The organism is Flectobacillus sp. BAB-3569 (assembly GCF_002270355.1).
Taxonomy (GTDB): domain Bacteria; phylum Bacteroidota; class Bacteroidia; order Cytophagales; family Spirosomataceae; genus Flectobacillus; species Flectobacillus roseus.
Window position 1 is genome coordinate 102,319 of sequence record NZ_NJFZ01000004.1, and the last position, 14,776, is coordinate 117,094.

The 14,776-nt window shown below is 37.6% G+C and carries 11 protein-coding genes and 1 tRNA gene; 6 read left to right on the forward strand and 6 right to left on the reverse strand.

The window, feature by feature from the left end:
• Positions 1–28: 28 nt before the first annotated feature.
• The 6 genes from BWI92_RS03240 to atpD form a co-directional block, all read right to left on the reverse strand.
• Entirely contained in the window at positions 29–1,273 is a 1,245-nt protein-coding gene (locus tag BWI92_RS03240) for a cyclopropane-fatty-acyl-phospholipid synthase family protein (RefSeq protein WP_095160697.1), read from the reverse strand.
• A 20-nt stretch (positions 1,274–1,293) separates the two neighbouring features.
• Positions 1,294–2,088, reverse strand: coding sequence for a DUF1365 domain-containing protein (locus BWI92_RS03245; protein ID WP_095160698.1), 795 nt, complete (start codon positions 2,086–2,088; stop codon positions 1,294–1,296).
• Entirely contained in the window at positions 2,085–3,350 is a 1,266-nt protein-coding gene (locus BWI92_RS03250) for an NAD(P)/FAD-dependent oxidoreductase (RefSeq protein WP_095160699.1), read from the reverse strand. Before BWI92_RS03250 ends, BWI92_RS03245 begins: the two co-directional genes overlap by 4 nt.
• Positions 3,351–4,382, reverse strand: a complete 1,032-nt coding sequence (locus BWI92_RS03255; RefSeq protein WP_095160700.1) for a cyclopropane-fatty-acyl-phospholipid synthase family protein — start codon at positions 4,380–4,382, stop codon at positions 3,351–3,353.
• Between the two features lie 484 nt (positions 4,383–4,866).
• Positions 4,867–5,097 (reverse strand): ATP synthase F1 subunit epsilon, encoded by a 231-nt coding sequence (gene atpC / locus BWI92_RS03260; RefSeq protein WP_095160701.1) that lies wholly within the window; start codon positions 5,095–5,097, stop codon positions 4,867–4,869.
• Between the two features lie 102 nt (positions 5,098–5,199).
• Complete coding sequence (gene atpD / locus BWI92_RS03265; RefSeq protein WP_095160702.1) at positions 5,200–6,717, reverse strand: F0F1 ATP synthase subunit beta; 1,518 nt, start codon at positions 6,715–6,717, stop codon at positions 5,200–5,202.
• 514 nt (positions 6,718–7,231) lie between these two features.
• Between atpD and BWI92_RS03270 the strand changes: the two genes are divergently transcribed.
• From BWI92_RS03270 to BWI92_RS03295, 6 genes are all read left to right on the forward strand, one after another.
• Positions 7,232–9,676, forward strand: coding sequence for a tetratricopeptide repeat protein (locus tag BWI92_RS03270; RefSeq protein WP_095160703.1), 2,445 nt, complete (start codon positions 7,232–7,234; stop codon positions 9,674–9,676).
• Positions 9,677–9,765: 89 nt separating this feature from the next.
• On the forward strand, positions 9,766–10,476 hold the full coding sequence (locus tag BWI92_RS03275; protein ID WP_095160704.1) for an ABC transporter ATP-binding protein: 711 nt from the start codon (positions 9,766–9,768) through the stop codon (positions 10,474–10,476).
• A gap of 262 nt (positions 10,477–10,738) precedes the next feature.
• Positions 10,739–10,811: transfer RNA gene (locus BWI92_RS03280), tRNA-Met, on the forward strand.
• A 208-nt stretch (positions 10,812–11,019) separates the two neighbouring features.
• The gene (era, locus tag BWI92_RS03285; RefSeq protein ID WP_095160705.1) at positions 11,020–11,925 is read left to right on the forward strand and encodes a GTPase Era; all 906 of its coding nucleotides are present in this window, start codon (positions 11,020–11,022) and stop codon (positions 11,923–11,925) included.
• 209 nt (positions 11,926–12,134) lie between these two features.
• On the forward strand, positions 12,135–13,457 hold the full coding sequence (der, locus tag BWI92_RS03290) for a ribosome biogenesis GTPase Der (protein ID WP_095160706.1): 1,323 nt from the start codon (positions 12,135–12,137) through the stop codon (positions 13,455–13,457).
• 316 nt (positions 13,458–13,773) lie between these two features.
• Complete coding sequence (locus BWI92_RS03295) at positions 13,774–14,691, forward strand: DMT family transporter (RefSeq protein WP_095160707.1); 918 nt, start codon at positions 13,774–13,776, stop codon at positions 14,689–14,691.
• The last annotated feature ends 85 nt before the right edge of the window (positions 14,692–14,776 follow it).

Sequence of the window (14,776 nt, forward strand, 5' to 3'; positions counted from 1 at the left end):
GAGAGTTAACGATATAGGTACGAAAAACTTATCGAGTGGTATTATTCGGTCGTGTATAGGTCAATTGCATCACATGAATATTACGACTAGCAAAGGCTGCCTCGCAATAATTCAGGTAATAACTCCACTTACGAATAAACGTATCATCAAAGCCTAGCGCCTTGACTTGTTGAATATTTTGATGAAATTGGTCATACCATAACTTCAAGGTATAGGCATAATCTAAGCCCATATCTTTGAGGTTGACCATCGTAAAATCGCTAGTTTTGTTGATAGCCTCGTTAATAGCACCTACCGACGGTAATAACGAGCCAGGAAAAATATATTTTTGAATCCAATCCACACCTTTTCTTAGAGAACTATAGCGAGAATCAGGACTAGTAATTACTTGAAAAGCCAGAATACCATCTTTTTTGAGGAGTTCGTTACATTTGGCAAAATAGACTGGCAGAAATTCATGACCAACCGCTTCAAGCATTTCGATGGAAACAATCTTGTCGAATTTTCCAGTAATCAGGCGGTAATCTTTCAACAAAATCTCGACTCTATCGCTCAAGCCTTCGGCTTTTACTCGCTCAGTTGCAAGCTTGTGTTGCTCTTCCGAGATAGTTACAGAAGTCACTTTACAACCATAATTTTTGGCCATATAGATAGCATTAGCGCCCCAACCACTTCCAATTTCGAGTACATGGTCGGTAGGTTTGAGATGCAACTGACGGCACAAACGTTCATACTTTTCGAGTTGAGCTTCTTCCAATGACAAACCTTTTTCTTTAAAATACGCACTTGAATAGGTCATGGAAGGGTCAAGAAACAGCGCAAAAAAATCATTATTCAAATCATAATGTTCGGAGATATTCTTTCTTGAACCATCCAAGCTATTGGCACGCCCTAAATGATAGATTTTATTACTCAGCTTGAGTAAGTTCAAAAGCCAGTTTTGGGTTTTATTTCCAGAAATAACAGGGACATTTTCGAGGTTATCCAAAAACCAACGAATTACATTTGTAATATTATCAGTATCCCAAAAGCCCATTACGTATGCTTCGCCAAAACCAATATCTCCATAAAGCATAATATGCTTAAAAAATCGTTCGTCTTTTATCTCAATTTTAGCTGTTGGAAAGACCTGCGTGTTTCCAAAAAACAACACTTCTCCACTAGGTAATGTCACTTGTAATTTACCCAAGGTCATTTTTTGCAAAACATCCAAAATCGCTTTTTGATAAAAGCTAGGTTTGGTACGCTGTGTATTTTTCAAAGTTGTTGTCATAACAAAATCAGGATTTATGGTTAGTGAGAGAGGGGTCTATATATGTCTCGTTGAAGCTCTGGATGCGATTTTTTGGCATAAAATGGAATCCGTTTTAGCCACAATACCAAAGCATTCCAATGAATGAGCCACATAATTCGAAGGGTAATCACCGGAAATCGAATGGCATACCAAGCTACTTTGGCATTGGTTAGTGGCTTCCTTTTACCCCAAAGCGTACTTTTGAAAAAGGATTTATCAGCTTTGAAATCATCGATTTTGATATGCAACGACTCATTGGGTATACGAAGTTTGAAGTCAAACTCGGCGTCCATATCAATGAAAGGCGACACATAAAAATGCTTGATTTCTCGATGCTCAAAGCGTTCTTCCTTTTCCAAAAAAGACTGAATCAAGTAGGGTTTCATTTCTCTGAATGTATTACTCACCTCCGCAACAACACATACAGGTTGTTCTTTTTCATCAAAACAGTAATAAAATGATACTGGATTGAACTGATATCCCCATGTAGTAAGGTGGGTCAAAAGCATAATTTTTCCACCTTTCAAATCTATTCCTTTAGCATGCAAATACGTCAAGATTTGCTCCTTGACATCTTTATTTGTTTCAGGCTTTTCTTTAGGATATTGCAAATGGTTTTTATCAAAAAAACTAAACACATTCCAACTATTTCGACTAATCCATTTTACATGTTTTGGAATGATATCAAGTTCATCTAAATCAAGGTAAAACATAAATAGCTTGTAAGTGAATCCATGTTTGATGGGCTCGCTTCGCTGGTGCATTACCTTACATTCATAGATACAGGATTTCATGAGCCATAAATATTTTTGCCCGTGAGCGTTCTACATAAGTTCACTGCTGAAGTAAAAGCATCTTCATGGAAACCATATTTGAAATAACTTCCACAGAAATAAATGCCACCTTCGGTATTCAGCAGATGCAATTGTTGCTGTGCTTGCATAGCTGGAACATCAAACAGCGGGTGCTCATATTCGATTACTTTCAATATCTTGGAAGGGTCGATATTAGGCTGAGCATTAATCGAAACGAAATAGTTTTTCTTCTTTGAAACGCCCTGCAACTGATTCATCCAATAAATAATAGAAGGCTGCAAACCATTTTCGGTTGCCTCGATTCGGTAATTCCAGCTACTCCAAGTCAAGCGATTTTGAGGCATAATAGACTCGTCGGTGTGTAGCGTTGCTATATTTTTCTGGTACTTAAACTTTGATAATAATTTATCCTGTAAAACAGAGGGCTCTTCGAGCAAGCCTAAGGCTTGGTCGCCATGCGTAGCGATAATGACTTTATCAAAAAGTTCAGTGGTACCATCACTAAGCAATATGCTCACGCCATTTGCTTCTTTCTTTACACTCACCGCAGCACGCCCTAACTGTATTTTTTCTTGAAAAGGTTTTATCAAAATATCTCGATACATACGGCTTCCGCCATCGAGCGTGTACCACTGATGTTGGGTATTGAGTCCCAGAAAACCATGGTTGTAAAAGAATCGTATCAAGGAAACAGCAGGAAAATCAAGCATCAATTCCATAGGGGTCGACCACACTGCCGAACTCATAGGCACAAGGTATTTCCAGAGCATGTCCTCACCAAAACCAAACTCACGGATATATTCCCCTAGTGTATGATTTTGATATTTGGGATCGTCCAAAATTTTGATAGATTGCTCATTAAAACGACCGATTTGCAAGAGCATTTTCCAGTGTTTCAATGAAAAAAGCTGTTTTCTCTGTGCAAATAAGCCATTGAATCCCGAGCCACAATATTCGAGCTTAGAAGGTACGTGTTGTACACTAAAAGACATATCTGTCTTTTTGATAGGAGCGTTTATTTCATCAAAAAGTTTACACAAATTTGGATAGGTCTGAAAATTAAAGACCATAAATCCTGTGTCGATATGTACATGCGTACCTGCTTCGTCAACGGTCACGGTATTGGTATGCCCGCCGATATAGTTATTTTGTTCAAAAAGAGAAATATCATAATCCTGATGAAGAAAATGACCGCATCCCATCCCAGCAATGCCAGTCCCAATGATTGCTATTTTTTCCATCTAGTTTTTCTTGAATAAATAATGACTAATCATCCACTCATTACCACCGTTGTAGGCAAATAATTCGGCACAAGCCAAATAAAACAAACGCCAATATACCCACCATTTCACCGCTTGGTCTTTTCCGTAGGTTTGCTCAAATAAAGGCATAATTTGTGCTTTATGAGCATCCATTTTTTGTAACCACACTTCTGATGTTTTGCCGTAATGCGTACCATTCACATGCCAATGCTTATCTACCGAAAGGTGGTCGTTAAAGTAAAATAACAAATGGTCACTAGGCATGATACCTCCTGTGAAGAAGTATTTACTCATCCAGTCGGACTCGTCAATTACTTCAAACTTATAAGCATATTCTTTGTGTGTAAAAATGTGAACAAAGAGCTTTCCTGAAGGCTTTAAGAATGAAGATATTTTCTGTAATAAAAGCCTGTAGTTACGCATGTGTTCAAACATTTCGACAGATACTACACGGTCATAATGATCTTTGTGAGTATCAAACACATTGATATCTGAGGTTACTACTTGAAGGTTTACAATACCTCTTTGACGCGCTTGTTCGTCGATATGAGCCTTTTGTGTTTTTGAGTTTGACACAACTGTAAAACGGCTTGCAGGATATTTGGCAGCCATGTACAATGACAGTGAGCCCCATCCACATCCAAGTTCTAGCACGTCCTGTCCATTGGCTAATTCGGCACGTTGGCAAGTGAGTTCAAGCATATCAGCTTCGGAAGTATCCAAATCGGTTACTCCTTCTTTCCAATAGCCACAAGAATATTTCAGGTGCTTACCTAAGCAATATTGATAGAATTGGGTTGGCACTTCATAATGTTGCTCGTTGGCTTCTGCCGTATTGATAGCAATCGGCGAATTGCGTAGCTCCTCAAGGAGATTCAGAAAATGTTGATGCTGTAATTCTGTTTCGCCTTTATTTTCATCTCTCAAGCGTTGTTCGACCAATTGTCGGATGCCATAGCGAATTAAAAAATCGGGCAATAAATCTTTTTCGAGCAATGAATTATACCACATAAAACAAAATAAGGTTAGTGAATAAGGACAATAAAGTATCAGGGTGAATGCAAAGGGGCATCACCAATATTTGTACAATAAAGGATTCAAAATTTAAGAACTAAGAATAGCTTTCTAAACAGGATTAAAAGCCCCAATGCAGCAACAGTGCTACGATTTCAGATAAAAAATCACCTAACAGTTGGGTATATAGTAATCATTTATCCACAGCTTGGCTTCTTCCATTTAACAAAAAAGATTAAATTAACAGTATATCTGCGGCATATTTTGGTAGTATTCTTCGGATGATTATGAAAGCATTCTAAAATAACTAATACACTAACAACTGCTAACTTCTTTTTACTTATCTGAAGTGTTCTGAAAATATCTACGAAGAAAAAGTGAGTTTAGATTTATGAAGGAATAAATAACTGTAGAAACATATAAAAACAAAAAGCGACACAGTCAGACTGTATCGCTTTTGAAGAAGGCATTGTAAAGCAAATTACAAAACAGCTTCGGCCAAAACTAGCACTTTGTTGTTAACTACTTCAACCACTCCGCCGTCGATTGTAAATTCTTGCTTATCAGCCATCAAAGTGCCTTTACCCAACGTAGAAACGATTGGGGCGTGGTCTTTCAAAATTTGGAAAGAACCATTAGTTCCAGGCAAGGTTACCACTGATACTTCACCAGAGAAAACCGTCTTATCCGGAGTAATAATTTGTAAGTTCATTTCTATAAGAATTTGAAAATTTGAGAACCTGAAAATTTGAAAAGAATTCAAATCAAAAATGTGTCAATTCTGTTCAAACTGACACATTTTCAAATTTCCAAATTATTTAGCTGCGTCTGCCAACAATTTCTCACCTTTAGCAACTGCATCTTCGATAGTACCTACCAAGTTGAATGCAGCTTCTGGCAAGTGGTCATACAAACCATCAATGATTTCGTTGAAACCTTTGATCGTATCGTTGATGTCTACCAACGCACCTTTCAAGCCTGTAAATTGTTCAGCTACGAAGAATGGTTGAGACAAGAAACGTTGTACACGACGAGCACGAGATACAACCAATCTATCTTCTTCAGACAATTCGTCCAAACCAAGGATAGCGATGATATCTTGTAATTCTTTGTAACGTTGTAAGATTTCTTTCACACGTTGAGCAGTATTGTAGTGTTTGTCACCCAATACGTCAGCAGAAAGAATACGAGAAGTAGAATCCAATGGGTCTACTGCAGGATAGATACCTAACTCAGCGATTTTACGAGACAATACCGTAGTAGCATCTAAGTGGGTAAATGTTGTTGCAGGAGCAGGGTCAGTTAAGTCATCGGCAGGTACATATACCGCTTGTACTGAAGTAATTGAACCACGTTTTGTTGAAGCAATACGCTCTTGCATCGCACCCATTTCAGTTGCCAATGTTGGTTGGTAACCTACGGCTGAAGGCATACGACCCAAAAGGGCAGATACCTCAGAACCCGCCTGAGTAAAACGGAAGATGTTGTCGATAAAGAAAAGGATATCACGTCCTTTGCCTTCGCCATCACCATCACGGAAGTATTCAGCAACTGTCAAACCTGACAAAGCAACACGTGCACGTGCACCTGGAGGCTCGTTCATTTGACCGAAGATAAAGGTAGCTTGTGATTCTTTCAAAGCATCTTCATCTACTTTGCTCAAATCCCATCCGCCTTCTTCCATAGAGTGTTTGAATGCTTCACCGTATTTCACGATACCTGATTCAATCATCTCACGCAACAAGTCGTTACCCTCACGAGTACGCTCACCTACACCAGCAAATACAGAAAGACCTTCGTAAGCTTTTGCGATGTTGTTGATAAGTTCTTGGATCAATACCGTTTTACCTACACCTGCACCACCGAACAAACCGATTTTACCACCTTTTACATAAGGAGCAAGCAAGTCAATTACCTTGATACCTGTAAATAAAACCTCAGTAGAAGTTGCTAATTCTTCAAACTTAGGAGCATGACGGTGGATAGGCAATCTTGTAGCAGATACTGGTTGAGCAATACCATCGATTGCTTCACCTACTACGTTAAACAAACGTCCTTTGATAGCATCGCCCGTAGGAACAGAAATAGCTTGACCTAAGTCAAATACTTCTTGACCTCTCTGAAGACCATCTGTACCTTCCATTGCGATTGTACGTACACGGTCTTCACCTAAGTGTTGTTGTACTTCAAGGATAACTTTTGTGCCGTTGGCTTTCTGAACCTCCAAGGCATTCAAGATTGCAGGAAGCTTAGAGCCTTCGCCTTCGAAGCTTACGTCTACAACCGGACCGATTACTTGCGTAACCTTTCCTTTATTGACTGCATTTGCCATTTTGTATTGTGATTTTGTTATCTGATTATCAAGTGATTAAGCAAAGTGTGAATTTGCTATACCGTTTCGGAGCGCAAAATTACTCTGTAAATCTCAGATAACCAATTGTTGTTTTTGGATTTTTACCAGTTTTTTTGCTGAAAAGGTATAGGTTTTGTTGAATCTTATTTAGTTTGGCTCTTTTGGCCATCCTGCTTTTTTCACAGCACACTCTTGATTTTGCCATATTTTTCCTTTTCAATATTCCAAAAAAAATCTATTTGTTTTAGATAATCCGTTTTTTTCAGAATTTGATAAAAAAAATTAGTGCAAATTTTCATCTTTTCGAAATGAGATTTTTTTTCGAAATTTTCCCCAAAAAAAATTCAACAAACAATTCAAATTCAACTTACTCGTTTATTGAATTTGACTAAATAGCTTAATTTTTCAGGTATACGTTCTAAAGATTTCGTTGTATTATTGCGCTACAAATTCGACCAGTAGTGGTTTAGCATCATCTTATTCCCTCAAATTCATGAATCATTCTTTCGCTTTTTGGAAACATTGGCAAAAAAATACTCAGTGGCTTTTTCTCTCTGCACTCGCTCTTCTACTGACTAGCTTGGTTGGTTTGGCTTATTACTATGTCAATTATCTAGAAAATGTCATTCATTGGGATATTCTAAGCGAACTCGATGACATCACCATCAGTCTAGATCCTGCCCAAAGTGCGGATGGAATGCTCCATATCCCAAGCAAAGCATATATAATTCGTGAACAATTTCTGGCTTCAACGATGCGTATCAACATAGAAGCTTCTTGGATTTTTACTATTTTAGCTATTATCGCATTGTCGCTCATTTATACCGGAATTACCTTCATTTCTCGTACTTGGTATCTCATTTTTACAGGTATAAGTGTCTTTTTACTTATGACCTTGCAATGGGATTTGTTTCTCAACCGTACAGGAAATTGGGTAGGATTCTGTATAATTATTGGTTTTGCAGGCTTGAGCTACTTTTTTCATGCCTTCAAACGTGATGCGTCTACAGTATTAAGATTTTCGACTTTTCTGGTCTATTGGTTAATTGTTGGAAGTATTACCATAAAGATGTCTTCTTACTTAAGTGCAATTACCCATTTTTCTACTCAACTCATTCCACAAGTTTTTATCCTAAGCGCACTTTTTATCTTTGGGATGGCATACGAAATACCCAAATGGTTTGTATTTATCAGTACGCGTGCTCAAGGCTCTCAAAATTTACTCAATTTTGTAGTGCTAACGCTGATTTACTGGTTTAATATCTTACTGGTTTTTCTACATAACAACAAAGTAATTGATTGGGATATGCTCTATCTTAATCCATTTTTGTTATTCGGATTGTCCACAATATTGGGTATTTGGAGTATCACAGACCGTATGATTTTAGCCGCCAAAGTACTCAACCACGAGTTCGCTACAACATTGATATATATTGGTTTAGCAATTTTGAGTACATCGGGAATTTTTTATGCTTTTGCCACCGCAAATGACCCAATGATTGAGGTTTGGGAAGATATTATCATATACTCGAACTTAGTTATGGGGATTCTATTTTTCTTGTATGTACTTTCCAATTTTTACGGATTATTTCAACAAGGGCTATCTGTTTCGAAGGTGCTATACAAGCCATTGAGTCTACCAATTTACGTATTTCGCATCATGGCGTTGATTATCTTGGTGGCATTATTTTCGATGAAATCCTTCTACACACTCAATCAAGCAGTGGCCTCTTATTATAATTCATTGGGAGACCATCAGGTAGCAAACCACGATTATCGTTTTGCCGAAGTAGCCTATAAACAAGCCATTGGAGCTGAATTTCGTAACCATAAAACCAATTATGCTTTAGCCAGTTTAGCACTTTTACAAAACGATAATGAGACTGCCGCAGTCTATTTTAAAAGAGCTTTAGCTAAAAATCCTTCTCCATATGCCTACGAAGGTCTTGCGCGCTCATTCTCTGATCGTGATCGTTTTTTTGATGCTTTGTTTACCCTCAAAGAAGCAAGCAAGCATTTTCCTAAAAGCACTGAAATTCTCACTAATTTAGCCTATCTCTACAACAAAGCTAAGCAACTAGATTCAAGTTTAATTTACTTAGAAAAAGCTCAAGAGTTTTCGAGCAACTCCCCCATTACCGCCAGTAATTTGGTAGCATTTTGGGCAAAAAATGGAAAACTGGCTACTCAAAAAGAATATATTCAACAGCTTAAAGCATTTGATTACCCAAGTTATCAGGCAAATGCACTTGCGCTAAAGCTTAGTACGCAAGCGCAGTCTGAAGTGGTTGAGATTTCAGCAAACCAACAAAAAGCCTTAGATGTATCTACGTTTGCATGGATTTATAATGCGGCTTTATTCCAGAAAAATCTAGGTACAGCAATTCCTTTACGTGACTTCGCCCAAAAAGCAGAAAATGACCAATATTCTGAAGATTTAGAATTTGCCCATGCTATGCAACAATTCTATAAGGGAGATAAGCAACTTACTTTTGAACAATTACAAGCTTGGGCAAGCTCAGATACCAGTTCTAACAAAGCGCAATATTACCAAGTCTTGTTAAATACGTTGGTTAAAAAAGAGAGTACCAGCGACAATTTTTCCGAAAATATTGTAGATGCCAAAGCAGCTCAATTAGCCATATATCAGCATCCTCTCAATGAAAAGGTCTTAGAAAAAGTAAGTGCTTTTTATAACAATAATAAAAAACCAGAAGAAGCACACCGAATGCTAAACAATGCCTTGAAATGGAGAAAAGATAATCCTGCCATTTGGCAAATGTATATATTGCAATGTCTTACTATCGGAATGGAACCTTATGCCGAAGACGCCATGATAGAACTTCAAAAACGCTTCCCTACCGATTATCAGCGTTTTCTGCCTCAATATCAAGCTAAAATCGCTCTTATCGAAAAACAAAGTGCAGGTTTTCAATAAATAAGTATGTTTGTTTTAGGAAAAAAGCTCAAGTCTCCTTTTGCCTATTGCTGAGGAAGTTTACTTTCACTTTAACCATTCAAACATTCATGAAAATTATTGAAACTACCAATATTTCAAAGCGCTATATCATGGGCGAAGAGGTAATCGACGCACTCAAATCGATTTCTATTTCTGTCAACAAAGGTGAATATGTGGCATTTATGGGACCTTCGGGTTCGGGTAAATCTACCTTGATGAACATTGTTGGCTGTTTGGACACACCTACTTCGGGACAATATATTTTGAATGGACAAGATGTAAGTAAAATGAGCGACGATGCTTTAGCAACGGTTCGTAATAAAGAAATCGGTTTCGTATTTCAAACCTTTAACCTATTGCCTCGTCAGTCTTCATTGGAAAATGTAGCTCTGCCATTAATTTATGCAGGTTATTCCAAAGCCGACCGTATCGAAAAGGCCATGCTTGCTCTCAAAGGAGTTGGTTTAGAAAACCGTGCTGGTCACAAACCTAATGAGCTTTCAGGTGGTCAGCGCCAGCGTGTGGCTATTGCCAGAGCCTTGGTAAACGACCCTTCTATCCTACTTGCCGATGAGCCAACAGGTAACCTTGATAGTAAAACCTCTTACGAAATCATGGATTTGTTTGACCAATTACATTCGAAAGGCAATACGATTGTAATGGTAACTCACGAAGATGATATTGCTCAATACGCGCACCGAATTTTGCGTTTGAGAGATGGCTTAGTAGAAAGTGACAAGATAAACCCAGATGTACGCAAGGCAAAAGGGATGTTCTAAAAACTGATCTTTGCTCATTTTCATGATACACATTTATATAAAAGTCAAAAAAGTAGGCTTTCAAGGAAGCCTACTTTTTTGACTTTTATGAAATATAGAGATATGGATATCATATTCTTTAAAAAAATTTTACATTTTCAACACACTGAAATACAGTCAATTACAAATTATTTTCAGAAATTTTAAAATTTTCTTTCTCAAAAATTTGCTTTTCATATTCCAACTCCCTAATTTTGCAACCCAGTAACAAACACAACAACACCGCAGGATGGAGCAGTAGGTAGCTCGTTGGGCTCATAACCCAAAGGTCGCAGGTTCGAGTCCTGCTCCTGCTACAAGGTAAAGACGAGCTGAAATAGCTCGTCTTTTTATTTTTAATAATTTATCATTGTCATTCCAAAGGGAGCTGTATCGCCCGATACGGTAACTCCCGAGCATCATCAAAACACTCATTTTTAGGGAATACTAGAAGAATCCTAGATAGAGTTTTCTTATCTTGTACGGGACTCCATTAACATGGCAAGGGTAATCGTGGACTAGTTCATGGAACAAATCAATCACAAAGCTGGCTTTGTCAGTATTATTGGCAAACCCAACGTAGGAAAATCTACCTTAATGAATGTTTTGGTAGGTGAGCGTCTATCTATCATCACTTCCAAAGCTCAAACTACTCGCCATCGTATTATGGGGATTTTGAATGGGCAACACAATGGTGTAGATTTTCAATTAGTTTATTCTGACACTCCAGGCATTATTTTGCCTAAATACGAGCTTCACAAATCCATGATGAGTTTTGTGCATAGTTCGTTGGAAGATGCAGACATTATTTTGTTCGTTACGGATATTTTCGAAAAATATGACGAAGATGATGTAATCAACAAATTAGCACGCATCAACCATGTTCCAGTGCTTTTGTTAATCAACAAAATTGATTTAGCTACAGAAGAACAAGTGCAAGAAAAAATCGCTCATTGGCGTGAACGTTTCCCTACGCAAGCAATTATTCCAATCTCAGCACTAGGACAAAAGAATATTGGCTCTATTTTCGACACTATTGTAAATAGCCTTCCTAATCATCCTCCTTATTTTGAAAAGGATGAGCTAACAGATAAGCCTGAACGTTTTTTTGCTTCGGAAATTATTCGTGAGAAAATTTTCAAAAACTACAAAAAAGAAATCCCCTATTCTTGTGAGGTAGCTATTACAGCCTTCAAAGAGGAAGATAATATTATCAGAATTTCGTCAGAAATCTACGTAGAGCGTGTAACCCAACGTGCCATTATTATTGGTCACAAAGGCGAATCCATCAAAAAAGTAGGAATTCAAGCTCGTGAAGAACTAGAGAAATTCTTTGGTAAAAAAGTGTTCTTGGAACAATTTGTGAAAGTCGAACCAGAGTGGCGTTCGAAAGCACAAAAACTCAAGCAATTTGGCTATAGCCAAGATTAATGAGTAGAAACAGTCGTGCTACTCTCCTATTATGAGAACAACTTGAGACCATCAATCATGTGTTGTCAAGGGTTATTCATCACATAGGGTTTTAATGACCGTCGAGTCATACATTTATTATCAACCAGAGGTGCTCCATTTCTAACCACCTTCTTGCAATGACAAGCTCGACAGGATGAATTGGAGAAACAGCTCAAACAACCAACAAAATGTCAAATATTTTAGCAATTGTAGGTCGCCCAAACGTGGGTAAATCTACATTATTCAACCGCCTTATCGAACAAAAGAAGGCGATTATGGACAACGTATCTGGTGTAACTCGTGACCGTCACTACGGCTTTGGCGAGTGGACAGGTAAATACTTCACAGTTATTGATACAGGTGGATACGTGCATGGGTCAGAAGACACATTTGAGGGTGCTATTCGTGAACAAGTAGAATTGGCTATCGACGAAGCAGATGTGTTATTATTTGTGGTAGATTGTCACACAGGTATTACCGACTTAGACAAAGACTTTGCTAATGTCCTACGTCGTTCAAAGAAGCCTGTATATGTTGCAGCCAACAAAGCTGATACCTTCGAAAAAGGTCTAATGGCTGCTGAATTTTATGAATTAGGTTTAGGTGAACCATTTGCTATCTCGGCAGAAAACGGTTCGGGTACAGGAGATTTGCTTGATGGGATTGTAAGTCATTTCCCAGAAGAAGGTATCGAAAACCCACATCAAGATATTCCTAAGATCGCTATTTTAGGGAAACCAAACGTAGGAAAATCTTCTTTCTTGAATGCTCTATTAGGTAAGCAAAGAAGTATTGTAACTGATATCGCAGGTACAACACGCGATGCCATCGACAATCACTATACTTTATACGGAAAAGAGTTTATCATTACAGATACCGCAGGTATTCGTCGTAAGGCAAAAATCGATGATAACTTAGAATACTACTCTATTCTTCGTTCACTGAAAGCCATGGAAGAATGTGATGTTGCAGTTGTTGTAATCGATGCTACTACAATCGACCCTCTTACTGGCTTACAAGCGCAGGATATGAACATTATTTCGATGGCACACCGTGCGAAAAAAGGAATTGTGTTGATGATCAATAAGTGGGATTTGGTGGAAAAAGATTCAATGACTTCAAAACGTCTTGAAGATGCAATCCGTCAACGTATGGCTCCGCTCAACTATATGCCAATGATTTTTACTTCGGTAAAAGATAAAGTGCGTATTTTCCAAGCGGTTGAAAAGGTATTGGAGGTTTACGAAAACAAAACAAAACGTATTCCTACCTCTAAGTTGAATGAAGTGATGTTGCAGGTTATTGAAAACTACCCTCCTCCAGCATGGAAAGGGAAGTATATCAAAATTAAATATTTGACTCAATTACCAACAAAAGCACCATCTTTTGTATTATTTTGTAACTTGCCTCAGTATATCAGAGAAAGTTATGAACGATACTTAGAAAACAAAATGCGTGAGCACTTTGACTTCACTGGTGTACCAATTCAATTATTCTTTAGAAAAAAATAAGGAACTGGCAATCAGTAGTGTACGAAGGATTATAAAACTGTTTATTTCGGATATCGGATTTCTGAAATAGTTGAAAATCCTTCGTAAAAGCTAACACTGATTGAATACCCTTTAACAAATATGAATATCAATCGTACTATTATCTCGACACTCTGGCTCAACAGTTTTCTGTTGTAGGAAGGTTTGTCATGGGTAAAAGGTACTACTCAAAAGAGTCTTTCTGCATAAGGAAGGCTCTTTTTTGTTTTGCGATAAGCGTAAGAGTCTTTCTTCCATAATTAACCAAATCTCTTATCGCACAAAGCCCTTAAACTCGATGAAAACAAAATCAACCCACAAGTCTAGTTATTTTGCAGGAGTTATTCTTGTCTTTGTAGGAGCAGTAGCCTTCGCTGGAAAAGCCGTGTTGGTACGATATAACTATCTACATTATCATGTAGATACCATTTCACTACTTGCTCTAAGAATGCTTTTTTCGGCACCATTTTATATAGGTATTCTGGTATTCAAAAACATAAAAGATACTACAAAGCCAACGCTCAGTAGCAAAGAGTGGCTAACAATGATTTTGATTGGTATTGTTGGATATTATTTGGCGGCTCTATTCGATTTTTGGGGATTAAACTATGTAACAGCTAGTGTTGAGAGATTAATTCTGTTCTTGTATCCAACTATTGTCGTTATTGTTTCAGCGATTTTTTTGAAAAAGAAAATTACTAAAATTCAATATTTAGCACTAGTTGTGACATATCTTGGAGTATTTTTTTCCTTTATTCCTGACCTAAAAATTGGAATGCAAAAGGATTTATTATTAGGCTCGTTTTTAGTATTTCTGAGTGCCTTTACCTATGCTTTATATTTGATTGGCAGTGGCGAAATGATTCCCAAAATAGGTTCTTTGCGATTCACTTGTTATGCCATGTTGATTTCGACAGTGATTGTGATGGGACATTTCTTTTTGACCAAGCACCCAAATCTATTCTCCTATCCTAAAGAGGCATACTTGCTTTCTTTTGTAATGGCTTTGTTTACCACGGTAATTCCATCGTTTATGATTTCGGATGGCATTAAGAAAATAGGCTCAGGAAATGCTTCTATTATTGGGAGTATTGGCCCTGTTGCCACGATTATCATGGCAAATGTATTTCTTAACGAGCCGATTAGTATTTGGCAAATAGGAGGCACGATAATAGTCTTAATAGGAGTATTGATGATTTCTGTAAAAGGAAAATAAGCACTTAAAAAATAAAGGAACAAAGTAGCAGCGCTCACATCTATCAAAGATGAAGCTCTCTACTTTGTTCCTTTATCTTTTCTAA

Coding starts and splice junctions, on each gene's coding strand:
- BWI92_RS03250 (WP_095160699.1), bottom strand. CDS start 3,350: ATGGAAAAAATAGCAATCATTGGGACTGGCATTGCTGGGATGGGATGC.
- BWI92_RS03295 (WP_095160707.1), top strand. CDS start 13,774: ATGAAAACAAAATCAACCCACAAGTCTAGTTATTTTGCAGGAGTTATT.
- era (WP_095160705.1), top strand. CDS start 11,020: ATGGAACAAATCAATCACAAAGCTGGCTTTGTCAGTATTATTGGCAAA.
- der (WP_095160706.1), top strand. CDS start 12,135: ATGTCAAATATTTTAGCAATTGTAGGTCGCCCAAACGTGGGTAAATCT.
- BWI92_RS03275 (WP_095160704.1), top strand. CDS start 9,766: ATGAAAATTATTGAAACTACCAATATTTCAAAGCGCTATATCATGGGC.
- BWI92_RS03245 (WP_095160698.1), bottom strand. CDS start 2,088: ATGAAATCCTGTATCTATGAATGTAAGGTAATGCACCAGCGAAGCGAG.
- atpC (WP_095160701.1), bottom strand. CDS start 5,097: ATGAACTTACAAATTATTACTCCGGATAAGACGGTTTTCTCTGGTGAA.
- atpD (WP_095160702.1), bottom strand. CDS start 6,717: ATGGCAAATGCAGTCAATAAAGGAAAGGTTACGCAAGTAATCGGTCCG.
- BWI92_RS03270 (WP_095160703.1), top strand. CDS start 7,232: ATGAATCATTCTTTCGCTTTTTGGAAACATTGGCAAAAAAATACTCAG.
- BWI92_RS03255 (WP_095160700.1), bottom strand. CDS start 4,382: ATGTGGTATAATTCATTGCTCGAAAAAGATTTATTGCCCGATTTTTTA.
- BWI92_RS03240 (WP_095160697.1), bottom strand. CDS start 1,273: ATGACAACAACTTTGAAAAATACACAGCGTACCAAACCTAGCTTTTAT.